Annotated in this window: 18 protein-coding genes and 2 pseudogenes; 11 read left to right on the top strand and 9 right to left on the bottom strand. The window is 65.2% G+C overall.

What is annotated here, in order from left to right; translation table 11 throughout:
* Window position 1: 1 nt before the first annotated feature.
* From WS95_RS07165 to WS95_RS07140, 6 genes are all read left to right on the top strand, one after another.
* Window positions 2–517: a VOC family protein gene (locus tag WS95_RS07165; RefSeq protein ID WP_059823030.1), complete on the top strand. Its 516-nt coding sequence runs from the start codon at window positions 2–4 to the stop codon at window positions 515–517.
* 48 nt (window positions 518–565) lie between these two features.
* The gene (locus WS95_RS07160; RefSeq protein WP_059823519.1) at window positions 566–1171 is read left to right on the top strand and encodes an amino acid synthesis family protein; all 606 of its coding nucleotides are present in this window, start codon (window positions 566–568) and stop codon (window positions 1169–1171) included.
* Window positions 1172–1198: 27 nt separating this feature from the next.
* Entirely contained in the window at window positions 1199–2086 is an 888-nt protein-coding gene (locus tag WS95_RS07155; RefSeq protein ID WP_179950174.1) for an alpha/beta fold hydrolase, read from the top strand.
* Entirely contained in the window at window positions 2083–3711 is a 1629-nt protein-coding gene (locus WS95_RS07150; RefSeq protein WP_059823027.1) for a bifunctional 3-(3-hydroxy-phenyl)propionate/3-hydroxycinnamic acid hydroxylase, read from the top strand. Before WS95_RS07155 ends, WS95_RS07150 begins: the two co-directional genes overlap by 4 nt.
* Window positions 3701–4033, top strand: coding sequence for an NIPSNAP family protein (locus tag WS95_RS07145; RefSeq protein WP_059823025.1), 333 nt, complete (start codon window positions 3701–3703; stop codon window positions 4031–4033). Before WS95_RS07150 ends, WS95_RS07145 begins: the two co-directional genes overlap by 11 nt.
* Before the next feature lie 83 nt (window positions 4034–4116).
* Window positions 4117–5568 carry an NAD-dependent succinate-semialdehyde dehydrogenase gene (locus tag WS95_RS07140; RefSeq protein WP_059823024.1) on the top strand — a complete coding sequence of 484 codons (1452 nt, stop codon included), beginning with the start codon at window positions 4117–4119 and terminating at the stop codon, window positions 5566–5568.
* Window positions 5569–5622: 54 nt separating this feature from the next.
* Here the strand turns inward: WS95_RS07140 and WS95_RS07135 are convergent, their stop codons facing one another.
* Complete coding sequence (locus WS95_RS07135; RefSeq protein ID WP_059823022.1) at window positions 5623–6351, bottom strand: IclR family transcriptional regulator; 729 nt, start codon at window positions 6349–6351, stop codon at window positions 5623–5625.
* Between the two features lie 279 nt (window positions 6352–6630).
* On the opposite strand from WS95_RS07135, the gene WS95_RS07130 reads away from it, so the two are divergent.
* The gene (locus WS95_RS07130; RefSeq protein WP_059823020.1) at window positions 6631–7686 is read left to right on the top strand and encodes a porin; all 1056 of its coding nucleotides are present in this window, start codon (window positions 6631–6633) and stop codon (window positions 7684–7686) included.
* Window positions 7687–7746: 60 nt separating this feature from the next.
* On the opposite strand, the gene WS95_RS07125 is transcribed toward WS95_RS07130, so the two are convergent.
* The 6 genes from WS95_RS07125 to WS95_RS07100 form a co-directional block, all read right to left on the bottom strand.
* Entirely contained in the window at window positions 7747–8895 is a 1149-nt protein-coding gene (locus tag WS95_RS07125; protein WP_059823018.1) for a porin, read from the bottom strand.
* A 195-nt stretch (window positions 8896–9090) separates the two neighbouring features.
* Complete coding sequence (locus WS95_RS07120; RefSeq protein ID WP_059823017.1) at window positions 9091–9654, bottom strand: cytochrome b; 564 nt, start codon at window positions 9652–9654, stop codon at window positions 9091–9093.
* Between the two features lie 151 nt (window positions 9655–9805).
* Complete coding sequence (locus WS95_RS07115; protein WP_059823015.1) at window positions 9806–11170, bottom strand: aspartate aminotransferase family protein; 1365 nt, start codon at window positions 11168–11170, stop codon at window positions 9806–9808.
* Between the two features lie 62 nt (window positions 11171–11232).
* A complete protein-coding gene (locus tag WS95_RS07110) occupies window positions 11233–12678 on the bottom strand; it encodes an aldehyde dehydrogenase family protein (RefSeq protein WP_059823014.1) in 1446 nt (481 codons plus the stop codon).
* A 258-nt stretch (window positions 12679–12936) separates the two neighbouring features.
* Window positions 12937–14376, bottom strand: coding sequence for an APC family permease (locus WS95_RS07105; protein ID WP_059823012.1), 1440 nt, complete (start codon window positions 14374–14376; stop codon window positions 12937–12939).
* Window positions 14377–14659: 283 nt separating this feature from the next.
* Window positions 14660–15604, bottom strand: a complete 945-nt coding sequence (locus WS95_RS07100) for a helix-turn-helix domain-containing protein (RefSeq protein ID WP_059823010.1) — start codon at window positions 15602–15604, stop codon at window positions 14660–14662.
* 592 nt (window positions 15605–16196) lie between these two features.
* On the opposite strand from WS95_RS07100, the gene WS95_RS07095 reads away from it, so the two are divergent.
* Both WS95_RS07095 and WS95_RS07090 read left to right on the top strand, forming a co-directional pair.
* Window positions 16197–17477: an MFS transporter gene (locus WS95_RS07095; protein WP_257139632.1), complete on the top strand. Its 1281-nt coding sequence runs from the start codon at window positions 16197–16199 to the stop codon at window positions 17475–17477.
* A gap of 470 nt (window positions 17478–17947) precedes the next feature.
* On the top strand, window positions 17948–19051 hold the full coding sequence (locus tag WS95_RS07090; RefSeq protein ID WP_059823006.1) for a CaiB/BaiF CoA transferase family protein: 1104 nt from the start codon (window positions 17948–17950) through the stop codon (window positions 19049–19051).
* 314 nt (window positions 19052–19365) lie between these two features.
* Here WS95_RS07090 and WS95_RS07085 read toward each other — a convergent pair whose 3' ends face one another.
* Together WS95_RS07085 and WS95_RS07080 are read right to left on the bottom strand one after the other, a co-directional pair.
* A complete protein-coding gene (locus WS95_RS07085) occupies window positions 19366–20763 on the bottom strand; it encodes a carbohydrate porin (protein ID WP_179950173.1) in 1398 nt (465 codons plus the stop codon).
* A 303-nt stretch (window positions 20764–21066) separates the two neighbouring features.
* A pseudogene (locus WS95_RS07080) lies at window positions 21067–21390 on the bottom strand (VirB8/TrbF family protein); the annotation flags it as partial.
* Here WS95_RS07080 and traD point away from each other — a divergent pair.
* Together traD and WS95_RS07070 are read left to right on the top strand one after the other, a co-directional pair.
* Window positions 21386–23209: pseudogene (traD, locus tag WS95_RS07075) on the top strand (type IV conjugative transfer system coupling protein TraD); the annotation flags it as partial. The pseudogenes WS95_RS07080 and traD sit on opposite strands and share 5 nt — an antisense overlap.
* 16 nt (window positions 23210–23225) lie before the next feature.
* Window positions 23226–23924, top strand: a complete 699-nt coding sequence (locus WS95_RS07070; protein ID WP_059823002.1) for a DUF4400 domain-containing protein — start codon at window positions 23226–23228, stop codon at window positions 23922–23924.
* Window positions 23925–23926 lie beyond the last annotated feature (2 nt).

Genomic DNA, 23926 nt, shown 5'->3' with positions numbered 1-23926 from the left:
GATGACACCGTCCGATATCCGGCAACATGCCGAGCGTGCGAACGCGAGCGGCCTGCCGCTGCCGACGCCGCGCGTGCAGCGCACGCACCTGTCGCTGTTCGTACGGGACCCTGTCCGTTCGAGCACCTGGTACGCCGACGTGCTCGGCATGACGGAAACCGCGCGCGGCGAGCAGTGGGTGTTCATGTCCTTCGGCCAGAAGCACCACGACATCGCGCTGATTCGGGCGGCGTCCGATGCGGAACTCGGCACGATCGGCCTACAGCACTACGGCCTCGAAATCGCAGGCGGCCTGACCGAACTGCGCCGCTTGTACGGCATGCTGATTCGCCGCGACGTGCCGATCGTCAAGATCACCGATCACAAGGTCGGGATCGGCGTGTATTTCACGGACCCGGACGGCAACCGGCTCGAATTCTTCTGCGAAACCGTCATGGACGACGAAGAGGGCAAGCGCGTGCTGCATCGATACAACGCGCCGAGCGATCCCGTCCAGCTCGAACCATTGTTCGACTGACGAGCCGCCTTTCAATCCGCACCATCGACGTTTTATATAGGAATGCAAATGAGCAAGACCGCCAATTTCGAAGGCTTTCACATCCGCAAGTGGTACACGCAGATCGAGGATTCGCTCGCGAACGAAACCGGCCAGCTCGCGGATGGCGAGCCGCTGCGCAAGATCGTGATCGCCGCGGCCGTTCACAACCCGTATGCGGGGCGATTCAGCGAAAACCTCGACGACCTCGTGCGTCCGTCGCCCGCGCTCGGCAAGGAGTTCGCGCGGCGCATCGAGTCGCTGGCCGCCGGGCGGGCGATCGAGAGCTACGGCAAGGCCTGCCTGGTCGGTTCGGCCGGCGAATACGAACACGGCAACGCGTTCCTCACGTCGATCTTCGCGGAGCCGATCCGGGCCGCGTTGGGCGGCGGCAAATCGTGGGTGCCGTCGAGCGGCAAGCGCGGCCCGATCAATACGGTGATCGACGTGCCGCTCGCGCACAAGGATGCGCTCTACGTGCGCTCGCACTACGACACGGTGACGTGCCTGTTTCCCGATGCGCCCAACGACGACGAAGTGCTGGTGATCTTCGCGTTCGCGACGCGCGGCCGGTTGCACGCACGTCTCGGCGGCCTGAAGGCGAGCGAGATCGTCGGTCGCGACGGTCTCGTCTGATCGCGCATGCCGGTCGAGGAGCAGATGATGAACACGGCATCCGCCAAGGATGGATGGGTCGGCAACGATGGACTGAGGCTGCACTACGTGAGCTGGGGGCACGACGATGCGCCGGCCGTGGTGATGCTGCACGGCTTGCGCAGTTACGCGCATACCTGGGCGCCCGTCGCCGCCGCGCTGGCCGACCGCTATCGGGTCGTCGCGCTCGATCAGCGCGGGCGCGGGTTGAGCGACTGGGATCCGCGGCGGGACTACTATGCGCCGGCCTACGTGCGCGATCTCGACGCGCTGGTGCGCGCGCTCGACCTGCGACGATTCGTGCTGGTCGGGCACTCGATGGGCGGCGCCAATGCGTTCGTCTATGCCGCGGCGCAACCGGAACGGCTCGCGGGTCTCGTGATCGAGGACATGGGTCCCGGCGCGTCGGCCGGCTCGCCGGGTTCCGAGCGCATCAAGCGCGAGTTGGAGGACACGCCGGACGCGTTCGCATCGTGGGACGACGCGCGCGCGTTCTGGCGACGCCAGCGGCCGAACATCGCGGAATCCGCGCTCGATTCGCGCGTCGCGCACTCGCTGAAAGAGAGCGAGCCGGGGCGGATCGTATGGCGGCACGATGCGCAAGGGATTGCCGCGGCACGGCTGGCCGCGACGCCTGAACAGCTCGTCCATCTGTGGCCGTCGATCCTCAATCTGCACGTGCCCACCTTGTTGTTGCGCGGCGGCGACTCGGACTTCCTGTCCGCGGACGTGGCGGCCGAAATGGCGGCCGCCAATGCGGAAATCGAGCGGATCGACATTCCGGGGGCAACGCATTACGTGCATGACGATCAGCCGGATGCATTCAATCACGCGCTGCGCACCTGGCTCGATCGTCTCGACGACGCTGCATGGCGCGTGGGAGGCGTGGGCGAATGAAAGCGAACAACCGGAACCGGACATCGGTCGCGATCGTCGGCGCGGGGCCGAACGGTGTGGCGATGGCGAACCTGCTCGGCCTGTACGGCGTCGATACGATCGTCGTCGAGCGGGCGCCGCAGATCGTCGAATTTCCGCGTGCGGTCGGCATCGACGACGAGGCGCTGCGGCTGTTTCAGACGGCCGGTCTGGCCGACGAGCTGAGCCGCGACATCATCCAGAACGTGCCGCTGCGAATGTTCAACGCGAACGGCGAATGCTTCGCCGACATCCGTCCGTCGATACGCGAGTTCGGCTGGTGGCGCCGCAACATCTTCATGCAGCACCTGGCCGAACGCACGCTGCGCGATGCACTGGCCCGCTACTCCCATGTGTCGCTGCGTACGGGCGAAGAGGTCGTCGGTCTGGCGCAGGACGAAGAATGCGTGACGCTTCGGGTGCGCGCGGCCGACGGGCGGCAATACGAACTCGACGCCGACTACGTGGTGGCAGCCGACGGCGGGCGTAGCCCTGTGCGCGAGATGCTCGGCATCGAGCTGGCCGGGACGACGCATCCGATGAAGTGGGTGGTGGTCGACGTCAGGAACGCGCAACTCGACCAGCCGTGTACCGCACTGAACTGCGATCCGCGACGCCCGAACGTCTGCATTTATCTGCCGTTCAACTATCGACGCTGGGAATTTCTCGTGTTTCCGCACGAGGACGAAGAGGCGATCGCGCGACCGGAGTCGATTCGCGCGCTGATCGCACCGTACGTCGACGACGTCGAGCGGCTCGAGATCGTGCGGGCGCGCACCTATACGCATCACTCTCGTGTGGCCGAACGTTTCGTCACCGGACGGGTGGCGCTCGTCGGCGACGCCGCGCACCTGAGCCCGCCGTGGATCGGTCAGGGGCTGAACGCGGGGCTGCGTGACGTCGGCAATCTGGCCTGGAAGCTTGCGGGAGTCGTGAACGGCACGTTGCACCGGAGCGTGATCGCGACGTACGAGTCGGAGCGCCGCGATCACGCGAAGGCGATGATCGATCTCGCGGACACGTTCGGCGCCATGCTGATGCCGACCAGCCGTCCGATCGCGTTCCTGCGCGACCGATTCCTCGCGTTCGCACGGTATGCGCCGGGTCTGAAGGACTACGTGCTGCAGATGCGCTTCAAGCCGATGCCCAGCTATACGCACGGGATCGTGGTCGCGGGTACGTCGGACGCTGTCGGGCGGATGATCGCCCAACCCGACGTCGAAACGGCCGACGGCACGCGTCGCAAGCTCGACGACGTGCTCGGCCCGTGGTTCTCGATCATCGGCTGGCGATGCGATCCACAGGCGTGCCTGAGCGACGACGATCGCGCGTTCTGGACCGCGCTGGGCGCGAAATTCGTGCAGATCGTACGGTCTCGCAGCGGAACGTGCCGTGAGCAGCGCATCGCGAGCGCGCACGGCAGCGTGTGCGTCGAGGACGTCGACAACGCGATGGCCGAATGGTTCGACAGGCACGCGGGACCGCTCGTCGTCGTCCGTCCGGACCGGTACGTGGCAGCGCAGACGGACGCCGTCGGCATGGCCGGCGTGACCGCCGCGTTCCGGGCGTTTGCAGCGCGACAATGGGAGACCGCGGATGTTTGTTGAGCAACGCACCTACACGCTGGTGCCGGGCGGCGTCGCCGAGTATCTGCGGCTGTATGCGGAATGCGGTCGCGCGCCGCAGGAGCACGCACTCGGCACGATGGTCGGCTGTTTCGCGACGGAGATCGGACCGCTGAACCAGCTCGTCTATCTGTGGGCGTTCGAGTCGCTGGACGATCGCGCTCGGCGTCGCGCGGTACTGATGGCCGATCCCGAATTCAGGACGTTTCGCGGCAAGGTCCGGCATCTGCTCGTCCGGCAGGACAACCAGATCCTCCGACAGGAAATCGGCGGCTTGCTGCGCGCACCGTCACCGGCCGCGTGATGCGATCGACGCACTGTCCGGCCCATCGTGCAGTCTTTACCGAGGTATCCGTCTTGATTCCGTTTACGCCCCTGACTTCCCACATGACGCCTGACATGCACCGCGATTACGCGTCGCTCGGGCTGTACATCGACGGCCGGTTTCTTCAGGCCGACGGCCGGCGCACGCAACCCGTTCTCGATCCGGGAACCGATAGCGTGCTCGGCGACCTGCCACATGCGACACCGGATGATATCGACGCCGCGGTGCGCGCCGCGCATCGTGCGTTCGCGACGTGGCGCCGCGAGTCGCCGCTCGCGCGTTCGGACATTCTGCGCCGGGCAGCCGCGCTGGTGCGCGAGCGCGCCGAGGCAATCGGCCGTCACATCACGATGGATCAGGGCAAGCCGCTGCGCGAGGCGATCGCCGAGGTCGTGTCGTCAGCCGAGCAACTCGAATGGCATGCGGAGGAGGGGCGTCGCACGTACGGCCGCGTCGTGCCGTCGCGCTCGCCGGACGTCGCGCAGACGGTGCTGCGGGAACCGATCGGCGTGTGCGCGGCGTTCTCGCCGTGGAATTTTCCGTTCAGCCAGGCGATGCACAAGATCGCGGCCGCGCTTGGGTCGGGCTGCACGCTGGTGCTGAAAGGGCCGGAGGATTCGCCGAGCGCGATCGTCGCGCTCGCGCGCATCTTTCACGATGCAGGATTGCCCGCGGGCTGCCTGAACATCGTCTGGGGCGTGCCGGGCGACGTGTCCCGGCAACTGATCGAATCGCCGCTCGTGCGCAAGATCTCGTTTACGGGATCGGTACCGGTCGGCAAGCAACTGGCGGCGCTCGCCGCGTCGCACATGAAGCGCATGACCATGGAGCTGGGCGGGCATGCGCCGGTGCTGGTCTGTGCGGACGCCGAAATCGAGCGCGCCGCGACGATGCTGGCCACATACAAGTTTCGCAATGCCGGACAGGTGTGCGTATCGCCGACGCGTTTTTTCGTGCAGCGCCCGGTGTTCGAACGGTTCGTCGTCGCGTATCTCGAGGCGGTCGGCAAGATTCGCGTCGGCCATGGGCTGGACGAGGCGACCACGATGGGACCGCTCGCGCATGCGCGACGCGTATCCGCGATCGACGCCTTCGTCGCCGACGCGAAGGCAAAAGGGGCGGAGATTGCCGCGGGCGGGACGCGCTTGCCGGGACCGGGGCACTACTTCGCGCCGACGGTCGTGCTGGGTCCGGCACGCGACACGCGGCTGATGAACGAAGAGCCGTTCGGCCCGATCGTCGGGATCGTGCCGTTCGATGCGCTCGACGATGCGCTCGACGAAGCCAATCGCTTGCCGTTCGGCCTCGCGTCGTACGCGTTCACGACGTCGGCGCGCGATGCGCACCGAATAGGCCGTGCGCTCGAGGCCGGCATGGTCAACATCAATCACTTCGGCATGGGGCCGGCGGAGATCCCGTTCGGCGGCGTCAAGGACAGCGGCTTCGGCAGCGAGGGCGGAACGGAGACGTTCGACGGCTATCTGGTCACCAAGTTCATCACGCAGATGAACTGACCGCGTATGCGTCGGCGATCGGGCGCGGCTTCGCTCGCGATGCCGAGCGAATGCTCAGGTGGCGCCGCCGATCTGGGCGGTGGCGTCGATCAGGAGCTTACCGAGGACGTGTTCGTCGAACAGTGCGAAATGTTCGGCGCGGAAGATCAGCGACAGGCTGCTGTTGACATCGCCGCTGCTGGCGGTGCGAATCGGCGCGGCGATGCCGACGAATCCTTCATCGAGTTCGCCCCGCGAGATCCAGTATCCCGCGTCGACGATCTGCTGGCAGGTGCGCCAGAACTGCGTCCAGTCGGCGGCGAACTCGCCGAGCTCGGCGTTGTGCCGTTCGTGCAGGCGCTTGAGCCGCGCGCGCGACATCGCGGCCACGATCACTTTCGACGAGGCACCCTGGAACAGCGGCATGATGCGGCCGCGGCCGAAGCCCAACTGCAGGTTCTCGGCGCCGGTTTCGTGCATCACGTTGATGATCTGCTCGTCGAACAGCGTCGAGACGAGCGCATCGCCGCCGGTGACCTGAACCAGTTTCTGGATGACGGGCTTCGCGGCGGTGAGCGTCGGGTCCGACTGCCGCATGTTGTAGTCGAGATGGATGATGCGCGGGCCCAGCGTATAGCGGCCGTTGCTGCCGACGAGCAGGCCGACGGAAGCCAGTTCCTTCACGTAGCGATAGCACGTGGTGCGCGAAAAGCCCATGTGTTCGGCGATTTCCTCGGCGGTCATCGACGTCGCGGACGAAGAGAAGACGTCGAGGATGGACAGCATTTTGGTGAGGCTCGACATGACGTGATCCGGGATTCAGACGGCTTGCGGCAATGGAACGGACGGACGAATGCGGTTCGGGCTGCCGACCTGCGGCACGGGATGCGGCGCCGCGGGCGACAGGCCGTAGTCTAACGTAAGTCGTGCAGGGGGCAACCGGAACCGCGTCGGGGTGGATCGCCCCGGCGAAATTGATATGGATTCCTATTCTAATGGGTGAAATTTTGCCGGATCGATGTTGCTGCCGTGCCGGTCGGTTCACGGGCGCATCGGCCGGGACGATTCGATGAGGAGAAGACGATGAAAGCGTGGTTCAGGATGGTGGCATGGTGCGGCTGCGGTGCCGTTGCGCCCGCGTTTGCGCAATCGAGCGTGACGCTTTACGGGTCGCTGGACACGGGGCTGACCTATACGAGCGACGTGGCGTCTGCCCCGCGCGGCGGGCGTCAGCTCGCCTTGCAGGCCGGCGTGTCGCGCAACGACGTGTGGGGCCTGACGGGCAGGGAGGATCTCGGCGGCGCCAACTTCGCGGTCTTTCGACTGGAGAGCCAGTTCCAGACCTCCGACGGTGCGCTGACCGTGCCGGGCTCCGCGTTCAGTTCGCAAGCGTACGTCGGGCTCGGCGGCGACTGGGGGACCGTGACGCTCGGGCGGCAGTTCGATTTCGTCGGCGATCTCATGCCGGCCTTCGCGGTCGGCGCGAATACGCCGGCCGGCCTGCTCGCGTGGGGCTTGCCGACGAATGCGTCGGCCGGCGGCGCGCTCGACAACCGCGTGTGGGGTGTCCAGGTAAACAATGCGGTGAAGTACGTGAGCCCGACATTCGGCGGGGTGGCGTTCGGCGGCATGTGGGGGTTCGGCAACGTGCCCGGCACGGTTGCGCGCAGCAGCGTGCAAAGCGCGATGCTGTCGTACACGCAAGGGGCGTTCAGCGCCGCGCTCGCCTATTTCGGCCAGCACGACGTGGCTGCCGGCGGCAATCTGCGCAATTTCTCGGGCGGGGCAGGCTACAACGTCGGGCCGTTCCGCGTCTTCGGCATGGTGTCGGACGTACGAATCAGTGCCGCCGCGTCGCGGCGGGCCACGACTTACGACGCCGGATTGATCTATGCCGTCACGCCGTCGTTGCAGCTCGGCGGCGGTTTTCAGTATCAGCAGCGCGGCGGCGACATCGGTTCGGCCAACCAGATCACGTTGAGCGCCGACTATTCGCTGTCGAAACGTACCGGCCTCTACGCGGTATTCGCACGCGGGCACGACAGTGCGTACGGCGCGCAGGTCGAAGCGGCGCTCGGCGGGGCGGCGTCCGGCTCGACGCAGACGGCGGTTCGGCTCGGGGTGCGGCATCAGTTCTGACGGTACGGGAAGACACGGGCTGCCGCGTACGCCGTGCGAGCCCGTGTTTTTTCGCCGGGTTCAGAAGCGGTGCATCATCCCGACGCGCAACGCCAGCTGGTTGCGGCCCGACGACTGCCCGGCCGTGCCGAGCACGTGCGCGTAGTCGAAATCGGTGCCGGTATTGCCGGTTGCATGCTGGTACGCGCCCTGGATGTACGTCGAGGTCCGCTTGCTGAAATCGTAGTCGAACATCATCGACACCTGGTGCCAGCTCGGCGACGCATCGGCCGCCGCCGTCGCGACATGCGCGTGCGTGTAGGTATAGGCGGCGCCGAGCCAGAGGTCCGGCCGGAAGAAATACTGGCCGTTGACCTCGAAGTTGTCGAATTTCCACGCGTTCTGCGAGCCTGCCGCCGGCTGATTCGCGAAGTAGAGATTCGATTCGGGGTTGGTCACGTCCACGTGCGAATACGCGGCGGACACCGTCAGCTTGTCGCTGAACTTGTACGAAGCGCCGGCCTCGGTGTTCTGCTGCGAGCGGCCGCTGAATACCGTGTCGTCGCTCGACAGCGCGCCGCCCGCGGTCGCGCCGCCGTTTGTTGCCTTCAGGTAGGCGACGGCGGCGGAGAACGCGCCCATCTGGTACTGCACGGCCGCGCTGTAGACACGGTTTCGCGCAAAGCCGCCCGCCTGGTTCGCGAGCCCGTAGAGCACTTCGCCCTTGAAGCCCGCGTACGCGGGCGAAACGTACTTGACGCTGTTCTGGATGCGGTAGTCCCAGTCGGCGTTGTCGTTGTCGTACGGGTGCGCGCCGAAGTCGCCGAGCCAGTTGCCGGTGGCCGTGAAAGGGCTCCACATGTCGAGCGTGGGATCGTACTGGCGGCCGAACGTGAGCGTGCCGAACCGGTCGGAATCGAGCCCGACGTAGGCCTGCCTGCCGAACATCCGCGACGCCACGCCGAGCGCGCCGGTGCTCGCGTTGAAGCCGTTCTCGAGCTGGAACAGCGCTCTCAGGCCGCCGCCGAGGTCCTCAGTTCCTTTCAGCCCCCAGTTGCTGCCGACGGTATCGCCGCTGACCATCTGGTAAGCCTTGCTGCCGCCCGCGTTGCTCGTGAAATTGATGCCTTCGTCGATCAGGCCGTACAGCGTCACGGTGCTTTGCGCATGGGCCGTCAGGCCGAAACCCATGGCGCTCGCGGCCAATACGGCCGCCATCATTTTCTTCATCGTCGATCTCCAGGTGTGGGCGGCCCACGCGAAACGACGCGGTTTCCGACAGTGCGCGGTGGCACCGGACGCGCGCCGCGTGTCCGTTTATCATTAGTAAAACGAAATATGAATCGGGAAGAAAATCGGTCCGCTGCGATCGAGCGGACCGAATGCGGAGCCTCGCCGGGAACGAGGTTCCGCGTGGCGTCGGCGTTACAGCATCCGCCGCAGCACGTCGTTTTCCGGGTTGCGGTCGAAGAAGCGGTGCTTCAGCGCGCCAAGTACATGCAGCACGATGAGCGCGAGCAACGTGTAAGCGAGCGTCCGATGCAGCCACTGAAACGCTTCGAACCAGTGGTCGTTCTTGGGCAGCAGCTCGGGTACGCGGAAAAAGAAGAACGGCACGCCGTCGCTCTGCGTATACGTGCTGGACATCGAATAGCCCATCAGCGGCACGACGATCGCCAGCGCGTACAGTAGGTAATGACCGACCTTGGCGAGCTTGCGGTCGAGCGTCGGCAGCGTGGAAGGCAGCGGCGGGAGCGGCTTCATCGAGCGAATCGCCAGTTGCGTGACGACCACCAGCAGCGTGAGCACGCCGAATTCCTTGTGCGTCGGGTAGTACCAGTCGAACTTGGCCGGCAGGTTGTCGTCGAGCCGGACCATCGTCCAGCCGGTCCAGAGCTGCGCGCCGATCAGGATAGCCCTGACCCAGTGCAGCAGCCGAAGCGCGAGCGGATATTTCTCTACCGTGAATGCAATGGCCGGGTGTTCCATTTGATTTGTCTTCCTGTGAAACGACACTGCGACAGGCGGGACGCCGGTCATTCATTTCGACGTTCCGCACCGGTCTTCGTCGAACCGAGGCCGGATGGCGATGCGCACGAACCTTCGACGAAAAGTCCGTGCGCCGGGCTGTTTCGGGCGGTCAGGCGATCGCGAGCGAATCCGCGCAGCACTCCTGCAGCGCTTCGCGCAGGGTCACAGCGATGAAGTCGGCTTCGTCCTGCCGCAGCGTCAACGGCGGCGACATCACGATCTTGTTCGCGATCGCCCGCACCAGCACACCGCGCCGGCGCGCGGCATCGGCCACGCGGGCAGCAAATCCTTTGCCGGGATCGAGCGGCGTGCGGCTGGCCTTGTCGGTCACCAGGTCGAGCGCCAGCATCAGCCCCTTGCCGCGTACGTCGCCGACGGTCTCGAAGTCGGCCTTCAGCGGCAGCAATTGCTCGAGCAGGCGCTGGCCGACCCGCGCCGCATTGCCCGGCAGATCCTCGGCCTCGACGATGTCGAGCACGGCGAGCGACGCGGCGCACGCGAGCGGATGCCCGCTGTACGTATAGCCGTGCATGACCACGTGCGAGAAGCCTGCGCCGTGTTCGATCGCGTCGGCGATACGCCCGTTGTACAGCGTCGCGCCGAGTGGGACGTACCCGGCGGAAATGCCTTTGGCGACGCACAGGATGTCGGCGGCGACGCCCCAGCCGCGGCTGCCGAGCAGGTTGCCGGTGCGGCCGAAACCGGTGACGACTTCGTCCGCGATCAGCAGGATGCCGTTGCGGTCGCAGACGGCGCGCACGCGCGCCCAGTAGTCGGCCGGCGGGACGATCAGGCCGCCGGCGCCCTGCACCGGTTCGGCGACGAACGCGGCAATGGTCTGCGGACCGTGGAACGCGATCGTTTCCTCGAGCTGCCGGATGCAGTGCTCGACGAGTTGCCGCGGATCGTCGCAATTCCACGGGTTGCGATAGAGCCACGGCGTGTCGAGCAGCACGCAGCCGGGCAGCAGCGGGCCGTGATTGTAATGGTAGACGCCGTTGCCGCCGATCGACGTGCCGCCCATGTGCACGCCGTGATAGCCGTTGCGCAGCGACAGGAATTTCGTGCGCGACGGTTCACCCGCGGCGACCCAGTACTGGCGCGCCATCTTGAGCGCGGTCTCGATCGCGTCGGATCCGCCGCTGCCGAACATCACCCGTTGCATGTCTTCCTGCGCGAACATCGCGCACAGGCGGTCGGCCAGATCGTAGACGCGCGGATGGGCGACGCCGTCGAAGGTCTGGTAGTACGACAGCTCGTCCATCTGTCGGGCGATCGCGCTTTTCACTTCCGGCCGGTTGTGGCCGACGTTGACGTTCCACAGTCCGCCTACGCCGTCGAGCATGCGGTGGCCGTCGACGTCGTACACGTAGTTGCCGTCGCCGCGCGCGATGACGACGGTGGGGGTCGTATGGCCAGCGGCCGCCGAGCTCATCGGATGCCAGAATCGTTTTTGACGCTTTTGATAGTCCATGGTGTGTCTCGTCTCTCTTACGAAGTGCTTGAACAGGAGGCGGCGCGGTGTGCGTCGCGGGGTCACAGGGCGGCGGTGACGATCTTTTCCTCGAGGTACGAATCGAGCGCGGCCTTCGACAGGTCGCGTCCGATCCCGCTTTGCTTGGTGCCGCCCCACGGCAGGCGTGCGTCGATCGGGCTCCACGCATTGATCGCGACGGCGCCGACGTCGAGCCGCTCGGCGACGCGGTGCGCGGTGCCGACGTCCTGCGTCCAGATCGAAGCGGACAGGCCGAACGGCGTGTCGTTGGCGATGCGAACGGCGTCGTCCTCGGTCTCGAACGGCATGACCATGCCGACCGGGCCGAACACTTCGTCGCGGGCGATCCGCATGCCCGGCTGGACGCCGCCCAGGATCGTCGGACGCATGAAGCAGCCGCGCGGCGGCACCTGTTCGTCGCCGGCCAGCAGGACGGCCCCTTCGGCGAGTGCGCCGTCGACCAGCGCGCGGACGCGCGCGAGGTGACGCGGGTTGATGAGCGCGCCCATCTGCACGCCGGGCTCCGAAGGCGGACCGACCCGGATCGCGCGGGCCGCGTCGGCGAGCCGCTCTTCGAGCGCGTGCGCGATCGAGCGGTGCGCGAGCACGCGCGAGCCGGCCGCGCACGTCTGCCCCTGGTTCGCGAACATGCCGGCCATCAGCGACGGAATCGCGCGGTCGAGATCGGCATCCGCGAAGACGATCTGCGCGGCTTTTCCGCCGAGTTCGAGCGTGACGCGCTTGAAGGTCTTCGCCGCGACGCCGGCGATCGCGCGGCCGACTTCGGTGCTGCCGGTAAAGCTGACCTTGCTCACGAGCGGGTGCGCGACCAGCGCAGCGCCGACTTCCGCGCCCACGCCGTGGACGATGTTCACGACCCCGGCCGGCATGCCGGCTTCGCAGACGAGCTCGCCGAGCCGGGCGACGGCCAGCGGTGCGTCCTCCGACGGCTTGATCACCACCGGACAGCCGGCCGCGAGCGCCGGCGCGAGCTTCCACGCGGCGATCATTAACGGCGCGTTCCACGGGATGATCTGACCGGCGACGCCCACCGGCGCACGCCGCGTGTAGCTGAGCGTCGGGCGGCCCATGAAGCCGTCGGTCGGAATCGTGCGGCCCTCGAGCTTGTCGGCCCAGCCGGCGAAGTAGCGCAGCGTGTCGACGCACATCGGCAGGTCCATCATGCGCATCTCGGCAAGCGGACGTCCCTGTTCGACGGCGAGCAGTTCCGTCAGCGCATCGCCGTTGCGCTCGACCAGGTCGGCCAGCCGAAGCAGCCAGCGGGCTCGGGCCGGGCCGCCCGCGCGTGCCCACGCGTCGTCGTGCAGTGCGGCGTGCGCGGCACGCACCGCGCGATCGACGTCCTCGGCAGTGGACGCGGGCACGGCGGCGATGCGGTCGCCGGTCGCGGGCGCCAGCTTGTCGAAGGTGCGGCCGGCCGCTGCGTCGCAATGCCTGCCGGCGATCAGATTCTGAATTTTCATCATGGTGTCCGTGTTTCCCAGGGGCGAATCGTCGGACCGAACGGATGAGCGATGGCAGCCGCCACGGTCCGGTTTCGACGTCGCATTCACTGTATGTCGACGAAAGCGTGCGTCTTGTCCGCTATCGGCAATCGTTGCCGCGCGCCCGGAATAGGGAATACCCGCGCCGGCGCGACGCATCGCAGATCGCGTCGGCGGCGGGACATCCTCGGGGAACGCGTAACGAGACGACGGTGCGGCGCGGCACCGTCCGGGCGGCGGCTACTGGACGGCGCGTCCGAGTGCGCGGTACAGGTCGGGATCGCTGCGCTTCAGCCGCAGCGCGGCACGGATGCCGAGCGCGCCGACGGCGACCAGGAAATACGGAAACATCGCGACGAAGGTCGAATCCGATCCGCTCAGCACGGACAGGTTGCGCACGACCAGCACGAGGCAGGCGCCGAGCGCGATCACGCTGACGAGCGGCGCGATCAGGCGGTGCACGACGCCGGCGTCCCGATGGTCGCGCGCGAAGAACGCGATCACCGAGGCCGCCACCAGGATCTGCACCGCGATGATGCCGATCGTGGCCAGCGCACTCATCCACGAGAACACGACCGCGAACGGGTCGAGGCGAAAGGCCGCCGAGCCTGCGATGGCCGCGAGCGCGATCAGCGTCTGCACCTTGCCGGCGACGTCCGGGCAGCGATGCACGGGGCACGTATGGCCGAGCTTGCGCCACAGCACGCGTTCGCGGCCCATCGCGTAGAAATAGCGCGTGATCGTATTGTGGAACGACAGGATGGCCGCGAAGAGGCTCGTGACGAGCAGGACGTTCATCGCGTCCGTCGCGATGCCGCCGAGCAGCCGGCCGCTGACGGCAAACCAGAGATTGGCCGGATCGCGCGCGGCCTGCGCGGCGATCCCGCTCTCGCCCCAGGCTTCGACGATCGCCCACGACGACAGCGCGTAGAACGCCATGATGAGGATCACCGCCAGATAGGTGGCGCGCGGAATCGTGCGCTTCGGGTCGCGCGCCTCCTCGGAGAAGATCGCCGTCGCCTCGAAACCCATGTACGAGCCGAGCACGAACACGAGCGCGGTGCCGAGCCCAGGCGCGAACACCATCGCGGGGCTGAACGGTTTCGCGCTGAAGCCGCCGGCGCTCGCGCCGTGCACGACGATCGCGAGATCGAGCAGCATGACGATCGCGATCTCGCCGATCATCAGCATGCCGAGCAGCCGGCCGCTGAACTCGATGCGCCGCGCGCCGCAGACGTGCACGGCGACGACGCACGCAAGCGCGAACGCCCACCACGGCACGTCGACGCCGTAATGCCGCTGGATGCTGTCGTTCAGGAAGAAGCCGAACATGCAGTAGATCGCGATCTGCACCGCGTTGTACGCGACGATCGCGACGAACGCGCCGCCCACGCCGGCCGGACGTCCGAGCCCGTTCGCGATGTACGCGTAGAAGGCGCCGGCATTGGAGATGTGGCGGCTCATCGCGGCATAACCGATGCTGAAGATCAGGTACATGATGCCGGCCAGCACGAATACGCCGGGCACGCCCGGGCCGTTGCCGAGCGAGAATGCCGCGGGCGTCGCGCCGACCATCGCGGTGAGCGGCGCGGCCGCGGCGACGACGAAGAAGACGATGTGGGAGAGTCCGACCGCGTTCCTGCTGAGCCCCGCGTCGGACCGGGATGACGATTCGTTCATGAGTAGTCCCGCTGACCGGATCGTCCATCAGGAATCGACACCGGCATGTCTGATCAATTTCCCGGTGCCGCGGGCCGATCCTGACGAACCGGCCCTGGAGGCTGACGTCCGCCGGCGCCACCGGTGTGCGCTTGGACGGCCGCCCGGTGCAACGCACCGCGAAGCAGGCCGACGACCCAATTTACGGTGCCGAAAAACCGGGCGTTGTCCGCTATCGGCAATCCGCGCGCGTCGAGTGGCAGGGGATTACCCGGATGCGGCGTCACGGCGGGTGCGCGCGGACTCAGCTCAGGCGCGGCGTATGCGACGGCAGCTCGTGGAAATGTTGCTGGTAGTACGCGGAGAAGCGCCCGAAGTGGCAGAAGCCGAATTGCGCCGCCGCGTCGCCGATGCGCATCGTCTCGGGCGTCGTCATCAGGAAGCGGCGCACCGCGTTCAGCCGGATCGAGCGGAGGTAGGCCGTCGGCGTCGTGCCGACGACGTTCTGGAAGCTGTATTGCAGGGTGCGGCGGCTGATGCGCAGGTGGTGGCAGAGATCGATGACGGTCGGCACGTCGTCGCTGTCGAGCGCGATCTCCTGGCTGCGGCGCACGATGTAGCTTTGCGTCGATGCCGACGGCAGCGCACCGGCATCCGACGAGTCGGTCTGCACGAGGTCGAGCAGGATACCGACGACGCTGTGCGCGAGCACGCGTTCGTCGAACGCATCGCGCGCCGTGAGCGAATCGCGGTCGAGCGCCTGGCAGAGCACCTGCTCGAGGCCGTCCAGCGCATCGCGGTAACGCGCGGGCGCGATGGGGAGTACCGGCTGTTGCAGGATGCGCGCCGGCAGGTGCGCGAGTTCGTCGACCTCGCGATCGGCGGTGAGGGTGCGATCGATCGTGAAGGCGAGCACTTCGGTGTCGCTCGGAAGGTGCGCGACGAACTCCTCGCCGCCGCGCAGGGTCAGCAGGCTCGGACGCTCGACGGTGCGGCCCTGGACCACCGGCGCAACCGCGCTGGCGATCGGCAATGCGAAGCAGAGCCGGCCGCGCGGCGCGAGTCCGTGCTGCATCACGCGCTGGTTGATGCGTTCGCGAAAGACGTGAAAGCGCTGGCCGGCGACCTGGCGCAACGTGGTCGTGGCCGTGCCCGGACTGATCTGGTCGTAGTGCTGCGACCAGTTCACGATTGCCTGGGAATGGAGGAACACATCAGAGAAGCACAGTGTTTCAGCGTGCAGGTTCATGGCGTGGCTAATGCATCCCGTCTCAAGTTCGACGCCGGCCGAGGCCGGCTCATGCTGCCAGGCGCGGGCAGCGGGCTCGCGCCATGCGCGCGGTTCGCCTGGATGGCTTCCGAAGGTGCCGTGCAACGCAGCCAGTCCCCCCGACGATCATATCCAGAAAAAAGCACGGCGGGAGGCGCTCGCGATCCTCGGGAGTCTATTTTTTTGTAAATCTCATTATAAGGAATTATATTTATTTTTGTGATGGGGTTTACATAGGGTGTCGTGCGATGCCTTGCACGAGGGAAAGAGGTTCGGGTGATCAAATATTTTCGGCGTTTCTTACGAAACTGACGGATTCGTATCATGGCGGCATCGCGCGCCCTGCGCCCCGCGGCTTCTCTCGTGTTAACTACCGATAAATTCCGAATGGCGGGATTTATATAATTATCCGGCAGCGCTTCGCTTGCTCGCGCGCGCGCAACGTGTTCCAGCGGCATCGATTGCGCCGCCCCTCGGCAACGCAAGCGACGGCCGACCCATTTCCACATACCGGGAGCGGTCCATGTCCGAGTCACCCCCTGCCTTCTTGTATCGTCGGATCGCGCTGCGCGTGATTCCGTTTCTGTTCCTCTGCTACGTCGTCAACTTCGTCGATCGCGTCAACATCGGATTCGCCAAGCTGCAGTTCCTGCAGGATCTCGGCTTGAGCGAAGCCGCATTCGGCTCCGCGGCGGCCATCTTCTTCATCAGTTACGCCGCATTCGAGGTGCCGAGCAATCTGCTGCTGGCGCGTATCGGCGCGAGCCGCACGCTCATGCGAATCATGGTGCTGTGGGGCCTCTGCACGGTCGCGCAGATGTTCGTGACCGGCAGCGCGTCGCTGTACGTGGTGCGTTTTCTGCTCGGCGCCGCCGAGGCCGGCTTCTTTCCGGGCCTGATCCTGTACCTGTCGTACTGGTTTCCGGATACGGTGCGCGCCCGTGTCAACAGCGTGCTGCTGCTCGCCGTTCCGGTCGCGGGGATGATCGGCGGGCCGCTGTCCGGCTGGATCATGGCGCACATGCAGGACGCGATGACGTTGCGCGGATGGCAGTGGCTGTTTCTGATCGAGGGGGTGCCGGCCATCGCGCTCGGGCTGGTTGCGCCGCTGATGCTGAGCGACCGGCCGGAACAGGCGGCATGGCTATCGCCGTCGGACCGCCAGGCGCTCCTGCGCGACCTTGACGCGGAGCGGGCCTCGGCCGTAATCGGCCATGGCCCGGTTGGCGTTCTCGACATTGTCCGCAGCGCGCGCGTGCTGGGGCTTGCGGCGATCTATTTCTGCGTCTACGTCGGGATGGGCACGGTGACGTTCTGGTCTCCGACGGTGCTGAAGGCGGCCGGGGTGACGGGCGTCGCCGGAATCGGTTGGTTGTCCGGACTGATTTCCGTGTTCACGATGATCGGCAACGTGGCGATCGCATGGAGCTCCGATCGCTACGGTGAGCGCCGGTGGCATACGGTGGCCTGCATGCTCGTCACCGCGTGCGCTCTGCTGTTCCTGCGCTTCGCCGTCGGCCATGTCTGGCTCACCGTGACCTTGCTTGCGATCGCGCAGCTGTGCGCGTTCACCGTGCCGATCGTGTTCTGGACGATTCCGGCTGCCCAGCTGACCGGCCGGGCGGCGGCAGCGGGCATCGCGGTCATCAGCATGCTGGGTTCGCTCGGCGGCGCGTTCGGTTCGTGGCTGGTCGGCGCCCTGTTTGCGCGGACCGGCGCGCCCTATGCCGGTCTCACGGTGGTCGCGGGGCTGCTGGTGGTCGGCTCGGTGCTGGTGACGAGGCTGGTGCCGCGCACACTGCCGCCGCGCCGCGCGGCGAGCGAACGGGCAGCGTGGCAGGGTGTCAAATAGAGCGACACAGAGCGACACGCTGTATCGGCCCACGCAGCAGTCGGATTGGCACGGCAGTCCAGTTCGTCCGGGACATGGACTCGCAGCGCCCATGTCATGCGCTGCGAGTCGGGCTGCGAGCGGCTTTCGGGCCGGCAAACGCTGCCGATCGACGCGCTACGCAGGAACGAAGGGCCTGACGACGGTCGACATCGACCGCGCCGAACTGGCCGCACTGTTGCGTGACGCTCGGAGCGCGCAGAACTTCTCGTGGAATGCCGCAGTAGCGCCGAGCCTCCGGAATAGATCGGCTGCCGTACTGGCGGCAATGAGCATACTGTCGATCCAATACCCGCGTTATGGCTACCGTCGCATTTAGATTTTTCTCGAAGGGAGGGGCGCCCAATGAGCGCTAATCGGGCTTGGCGGCACTTACGGCTTCGCGGTAGTCCTCTGCGCGTCAGGTAAGTCAAACTATTGAGGAGATTGGCATGGCGGGTCCGCTGTCGGGTATTCGGATTGTGGAGTTGGCTGGCATTGGTCCGGGCCCGTTTGCGGCCATGATGCTGGCGGACAATGGAGCAGAGGTGATCCGGGTGGAGCGCCCGGGCGGCGTCGCCCCGGTGGACGCCACCATGCGCTCGCGCCGCTCCGTGGTGCTGGACCTCAAGACTCCCGAGGGTAGTGCGGCCCTGCGCGCCCTTTGCAAGACCGCCGATGGCCTCATCGAGGGCTATCGGCCGGGGGTGATGGAGCGTCTGGGACTGGGACCCGAGACGCTGCTCGCGGACAATCCTCGCCTGGCCTATGGCCGCATGACGGGCTGGGGCCAAGATGGGCCATACGCCCAGGCCGCAGGCCACGATCTCAACTACATTGCCATCACGGGCGCCTTGCATAACATCGGTCGCCGTGGCGAGCCGCCGGCGGTGCCCCTAAATCTGGTGGGCGACTACGGCGGCGGCGGCATGTATCTGGCCTTCGGCCTGCTGGCGACGATCTGGAATGTGCAGAAGACCGGCAAGGGCCAGGTGATTGATTGCGCCATCGTCGATGGTGCGGCCAGCCTGATGACCGTGTTCTACAGCATGTTCGCGCAAGGGACCTGGAAGGACATGCGTGGCTCCAATCAGGGCGACGGCGGCTCGCACTTCTACGACGTCTATCAGACCGCCGATGGAGGCTACATCTCCATCGCCTCGGTCGAGCCGCAGTTCTACGCCACTATGCGTCAGCTGACGGGGCTGGACAGCGATACTGACTTCAACCGGCAGATGGACCCGGCCGCCTGGCCGGCGCTGAAGGACAAGGTCCGGGCGTTGTTCCGCACTAAGACGCGGGATCAATGGTGCGCGCTGCTGGAGGCCACCGATGCCTGCTTCGCGCCGGTGCTGTCCATGGCCGAGGCGCCGAAGCACCGCCACAACGTTGCGCGGGGAACCTTCATTGAGATCGATGGGCAGGTCCAGCCGGCGCCGGCGCCGCGTTACTCGCGGACCCCCAACGCGACACCCAGAGCCTACGGTCCTGTCGGCGCCGACACCCAGACCGTCCTCGCCGAACTCGGCCTCGCAACATCTACATCGCAAAGTTGAAGTCGGAGGGGCCTCGCAAACGCAATCCTGGAACGGCGCTTACCGTGGCGGCCTATCTGACGCAGCTCTCGTCGGTAAGCGCAGCGGCTTAGACAGTCTTGGAGAACACAGCATGCCGCCGCACGTCGCCGGCTGTCAGCCAATTGTTTCTGGTAGGTTTCGTGGCGAATGTGCCAGGCCACCAGCCATGAGGGCTTTGCGAGGCTTGTCTCCGGGCAGGCATCGCCCATTCGCACAAGCGCTGATGACATATTCAGAGTCCAGTGTCCTGCTGCATTGTTCGACCGCGGCAGGACGCCGGAACGTCTTATCTATCAAAAGTATACAAGCAAAGACGTACTTCCAGTGATCGCGGATTTCTGGCTCGGAATCGTTGAAATCGGTCGAGGATGGTCCACATACGACACTCCAGCCGTCACATAGACTCCCGAATAAACCTTGGCTGTATAGCCAAGCGATACCGTAGTGGTTTTATCAACTGTCAACGTGCGTCCTGCCAGTACGGCGTCTTGAATCGCATACTTGCTAAAGCGATTCTGGTTGACGATGAAGGAAATCATGTCCGCGGGCCGTGACGAGAAGAGGCCTTTCGCATATAAGCGAGCTTCGTAGTAGTCCGTGAATCTATTGACAGACGCGGGGGAATGCATGATCGAAAAGCCGGCGTAGATACCTCGGGCGGAATCACCGACTTGGTAAACCTGATAGTCCCCTAGCAGGGTGAACATATAGTTGTGAGCCCGTGTCCCGGGAGCGCTAAGGCTTTCGAAGTCGCTAGTGTTATAGGTGTAGCCCGCACGAAGCCAGATATCGCGCTGCCCCGGCCCGCCGTTTCGACGCAGGCCGAACTCTTCAAGATAGAGGAGCCCAGTGTCGGCGCCGCCCCATCCCAGACCAGCACCAGTATTCGTCTGAGTGACTTCCGTCACAAGGCCAGCAGGATCGAGGGACCTCTGTACGCCGACCTGGTTGTAGAAGCCGCCACCCAGATAGGTTTTCACATTGACGCCAGGCCGTGTCGCCAGCGTGCTGCTCATCCCTGTCTGCGTTGGAATGCTCGCGCTTACCCCGAACGTCCCGCCGGCAATGTTTCCGCCCACATTCGTACCTGTGTAGTTGAAGCTGTTCGACAGATACCCAATGTTTAGTTCGACCCGCCCGTCAAACAGCGGCTGGTACCACTCGAGCACACCAACGCGAAACCGCTGAGACGGTCCGATGGGTTCCCAATTGACCCTGATGAACGAAGTGGATGCGACCAACTGACCACCGTTGAGACCCACGCGCGACAGGTCATAGGTGAGATAGAAGAAATTCACGCTATACCAAGTCGCCTTCTGACCGTTATAGACCTGCGGCAATGGAGAACGCCCATGGTTGTGAAAATCGTAGGAAACCGAATTGTTGGTCCAGCCAAACCATCCGAATCCATTGTCTGCAAGTTTCGACCGAAAATTGAACGGATCTGGATCAATAGTGCCTGCCGGCTCGGGCATGCGAATATTCCAACCCTTCGGGCTATACGCAGCCAAGCGTGTCATTTTGTCCGAAACAGACTCTGCGGCAACCGCAGGCGCGGGAGGAGTCGCCGCGCTGGATGGCGTGTCGGGCACCAAATCTGAAGACTCTGCCACAGCCGCCGGGGCTGGATTGGGGGGCGACGCAACACTCGATTCGGAGTCGGGCGCCTGACCTGTCGCGGCGGTGGCCATACTGGAACACGGAAACAATGACGCTACCAGCACTGCAACCATGGGCGTCGGACGACGATATCGGAAGTAGGGCACGGAGTCTCCAAATTGAAGCGGCGGAACATTCTGGGGTTCCGCCGTAGAGCACCTACCTGAAGCGGGCCATCACAGCGTTACGACGGCGTGAGGATGTCGACGACATCCGGATGCCGCACAAGACGCCGACCACCGAAGTCCGCCAAATTGGGCACTCCAAGGTCTTAACATACGCAAAAAAATGCGTTTCCCGACGGCATCCCTGTCTTGACGCCGGTAAACCAACTTTCATTCCAAGCGGCAGGGCGTGATGCTGAAGTGAGTGATGCGCAGGCCGATCGGGTTGTCCTTTTCCTCGTCTGGTTTCAGGGTCTCGGGCGCAAGCAGAAAGCTGATTGTGAGCAGCATCTGTTTCGGTCGCGACGGCTTGCCGTTCACGCTTTCGATCAGCGTGAAGATCAGATAGGCGAGTTGCCCGTCGGGCGAGAACGATGTCGAGTTTTCGATGAACTCGCGCGTAAGACCTGGTGTCTGCACGACGCGCTGGGCGACCGGATCGGTTACCGTGACGTAGGTTTCGATCTCCCGTGTCGCCGCGCCCGACGTCCAGGCTCGTCTTCCGGAAAACCGTCGGCTGCTTGCCCGCAATGATCTGTACGACCGCGCGCGGCATCATGAGCGGCAGCATCCCGGGAGCCGGGTCGCGCGTGTGACGCAGCGCGAGGCATGGTGGAATCCCGTCGCGCCGTTGCCGCCGGTCGGTGGCGACCCCGCACTGCATGGCGTCGAGCCGGACGAGCAGGACATCTGGTTCGACATCGGCGAGCGTGTGGGGCACATGGCGGTGTTGGGCACGACGCGTGTGGGCAAGACCCGGCTGTGCGAAGTGCTCGTGGCCCAGGATATCCGTCGCGGCGACATCGTGATCGTGTTCGATCCGAAGGGCGACGTTGACCTGCTGCTGCGCATGTATGCCGAGGCAAAGCGTTGCGGGCGGGAAGGCGAGTTCACGTTCTTCCACCTCGGCTATCCCGACAGGTCGGCACGCTATAGCCCGATTGGCACCTACTCGCGGATCACGGAGGTGGCAACACGTATCGCCGGCAACCTGCCGAAGGAGGGCCAGTCGGCCGCGTTTCGCGACTTTGTTTGGCGTTTCGTGAACGTAATGGCGCGGGCGATGAGTGCGCTGGGCATCCGCCCGACCTACGAGATGATTTACCAGAACGCGGTGAACATCGACGGGCTGGCGCTGCGATATTTTCGTTTCTGGCTGGATCGCGATCACGCCGGCTGGGAGGCGGGGCTGGAACCGCTGGACAAGGAAGAGGCAAAGCAGGCAATGCGTCTGCAACGCAATCAGGAAGTGCTGCAGGTGGCGAACCTGATCCGGCAGAAGGGCTGGACTGATCCGATCGCCAACGGCTTGCTATCGGTGATCAGCAACGAGCGCTCGTATTTCGACAAGCTTGTTTCGTCGCTCTATCCGCTCCTGGAAAAGCTCACCACCGGGAGGACATCTGAGCTGTTGTCGCCCGACTATGACGACGCTCATGATCCGCGTCCAGTGTTCGACTGGAACCGGGTGATGGACCGCGGCGGCATCGTGTACGTTGGACTGGATGCCTTGTCCGACTTTGAGGTCGCCGGCGTCGTCGGCAACGCAATGTTCGCCGATCTGACGTCGACCGTGGGCCGCATCTACAAGTACGGGCACGGCTACGGGCAGAGCATGGCGGCGGGAAGGCGGCGCGTGTCGATCCACGCCGACGAATTTAACGAACTGGTCGGAGATGAGTTCGTACCGCTGGTCAACAAGGCGGGCGGCGCGGGTTTTCAGGTCACAGCTTACACACAGACGAGCGCCGACCTGGAGGCAAAGATCGGCTCACGCGCGAAGGCCGAGCAGATCTTCGGCAACTTCAACACGCTCGTGATGCTGCGGGTGAAGTACGTGACGACGGCGAAGATCCTGACCGACCAGCTCCCGATGGTCGACGTGAAGACGTTCACGCTTGCGTCGTCGGCAACCGACGCCGTGCGGCGCGGCGAGGGCGTGCATTTTACCGCGCAGACGCACGACCAGATTTCAGTGCGGCAGGTGCCGACGCTGCAGGCGGCCGATCTGACGCAGTTGCCGAAAGGCCAGGCGTTCGCGCTCATCGAGGGCGGCCAGCTTGTGAAGATCCGGTTGCCGCTGCTCGAGGCGCATGACCCCATCATGCTCCCTGGACTGGACGATGTGGTGGCGGACATGCGGTCGCGCTATGTGTCCTATGTCCAGGCGGTGTCGCCGTTCGATGACGCAGGCGGTGTGGCGCCCGATACCATCGGCGGCGCGGTGGGTAGTTTTATGCCGGTTCGGGCGCACGTCGGTGCTTCGCAATCAACCGAACCGTGGGCTGTGGAAGGCAAGGGCGCGGGATTCTGACGCGACGGGAGCGAGCGTGGCTGCGAAGACGCGTGACGGAAATGCCGATAGCGTGAAGTCGTTTTTCTGGATCGTCGATCTGGCGATCCACGTTGCTCTCTGGCTGCTGCTGGCCAGCATTCTCGCAGTGATAGCGGATCTCGTGGCCGCGCATCTCCTTTGGCGCGACGATCCGGTGGGCGCGGTCCAGGCGCTCCTGCGCTATTACCTGAACGAGACGACCGATCCTGACATGGCTGCGCGGGCGGCCGACGGCGCTTACTGGAGCTGGTTTGGCTGGACCGGTATCGATGCGTCGGCGCGGGCATGGGAGGCAGGCGTACTGCCTTCGCATGGTCTGGGCTCGTACCTGCGACCGGCGTTTTCCGGGGCGACACGCGAGGCGCTCATGGTTGCGATGGTCGGATTGAAGCTCTTCGGCGTTCGCATCGCCATGCTCGCGATGACGATTCCGCAGTTCGCGCTCGCGATCGCCGTCGCTCTGGTTGACGGGCTGATAGCGCGAGACGCGAGACGAGCGCAGGGCGGACATGAATCCGCTACCCGTTACCACCATGCAAAGCATCTGCTGATGTTCGGCGTCATCCCGTTGACTTCAATCATCTGGCTGGTCGCGCCGGTACAGTTGCCGATCTGGTTGCTTTTCTGGCCAGTGTCGATAATGATCGTGATCGCCGTATGGAACATGGCGAAGTACTTCAAGAAGTACACGTAGGT

The sequence above is a fragment of the Burkholderia sp. MSMB1826 genome (assembly GCF_001526325.1).
Lineage (GTDB): Bacteria > Pseudomonadota > Gammaproteobacteria > Burkholderiales > Burkholderiaceae > Burkholderia.
This window is presented reverse-complemented; position numbering and strand designations above follow the sequence as displayed.

Excerpts from the sequence above, each read along its gene's own strand:
- WS95_RS07150 (WP_059823027.1), top strand. The coding sequence starts at position 2,083 with ATGAAAGCGAACAACCGGAACCGGACATCGGTCGCGATCGTCGGCGCG.
- WS95_RS07115 (WP_059823015.1), bottom strand. The coding sequence starts at position 11,170 with ATGGACTATCAAAAGCGTCAAAAACGATTCTGGCATCCGATGAGCTCG.
- WS95_RS07165 (WP_059823030.1), top strand. The coding sequence starts at position 2 with ATGACACCGTCCGATATCCGGCAACATGCCGAGCGTGCGAACGCGAGC.
- WS95_RS07105 (WP_059823012.1), bottom strand. The coding sequence starts at position 14,376 with ATGAACGAATCGTCATCCCGGTCCGACGCGGGGCTCAGCAGGAACGCG.
- WS95_RS07140 (WP_059823024.1), top strand. The coding sequence starts at position 4,117 with ATGACGCCTGACATGCACCGCGATTACGCGTCGCTCGGGCTGTACATC.
- WS95_RS07160 (WP_059823519.1), top strand. The coding sequence starts at position 566 with ATGAGCAAGACCGCCAATTTCGAAGGCTTTCACATCCGCAAGTGGTAC.
- WS95_RS07090 (WP_059823006.1), top strand. The coding sequence starts at position 17,948 with ATGGCGGGTCCGCTGTCGGGTATTCGGATTGTGGAGTTGGCTGGCATT.
- WS95_RS07145 (WP_059823025.1), top strand. The coding sequence starts at position 3,701 with ATGTTTGTTGAGCAACGCACCTACACGCTGGTGCCGGGCGGCGTCGCC.
- WS95_RS07110 (WP_059823014.1), bottom strand. The coding sequence starts at position 12,678 with ATGATGAAAATTCAGAATCTGATCGCCGGCAGGCATTGCGACGCAGCG.
- WS95_RS07100 (WP_059823010.1), bottom strand. The coding sequence starts at position 15,604 with ATGAACCTGCACGCTGAAACACTGTGCTTCTCTGATGTGTTCCTCCAT.
- WS95_RS07120 (WP_059823017.1), bottom strand. The coding sequence starts at position 9,654 with ATGGAACACCCGGCCATTGCATTCACGGTAGAGAAATATCCGCTCGCG.
- WS95_RS07130 (WP_059823020.1), top strand. The coding sequence starts at position 6,631 with ATGAAAGCGTGGTTCAGGATGGTGGCATGGTGCGGCTGCGGTGCCGTT.
- WS95_RS07125 (WP_059823018.1), bottom strand. The coding sequence starts at position 8,895 with ATGAAGAAAATGATGGCGGCCGTATTGGCCGCGAGCGCCATGGGTTTC.
- WS95_RS07155 (WP_179950174.1), top strand. The coding sequence starts at position 1,199 with ATGAACACGGCATCCGCCAAGGATGGATGGGTCGGCAACGATGGACTG.
- WS95_RS07135 (WP_059823022.1), bottom strand. The coding sequence starts at position 6,351 with ATGTCGAGCCTCACCAAAATGCTGTCCATCCTCGACGTCTTCTCTTCG.
- WS95_RS07085 (WP_179950173.1), bottom strand. The coding sequence starts at position 20,763 with ATGGCCACCGCCGCGACAGGTCAGGCGCCCGACTCCGAATCGAGTGTT.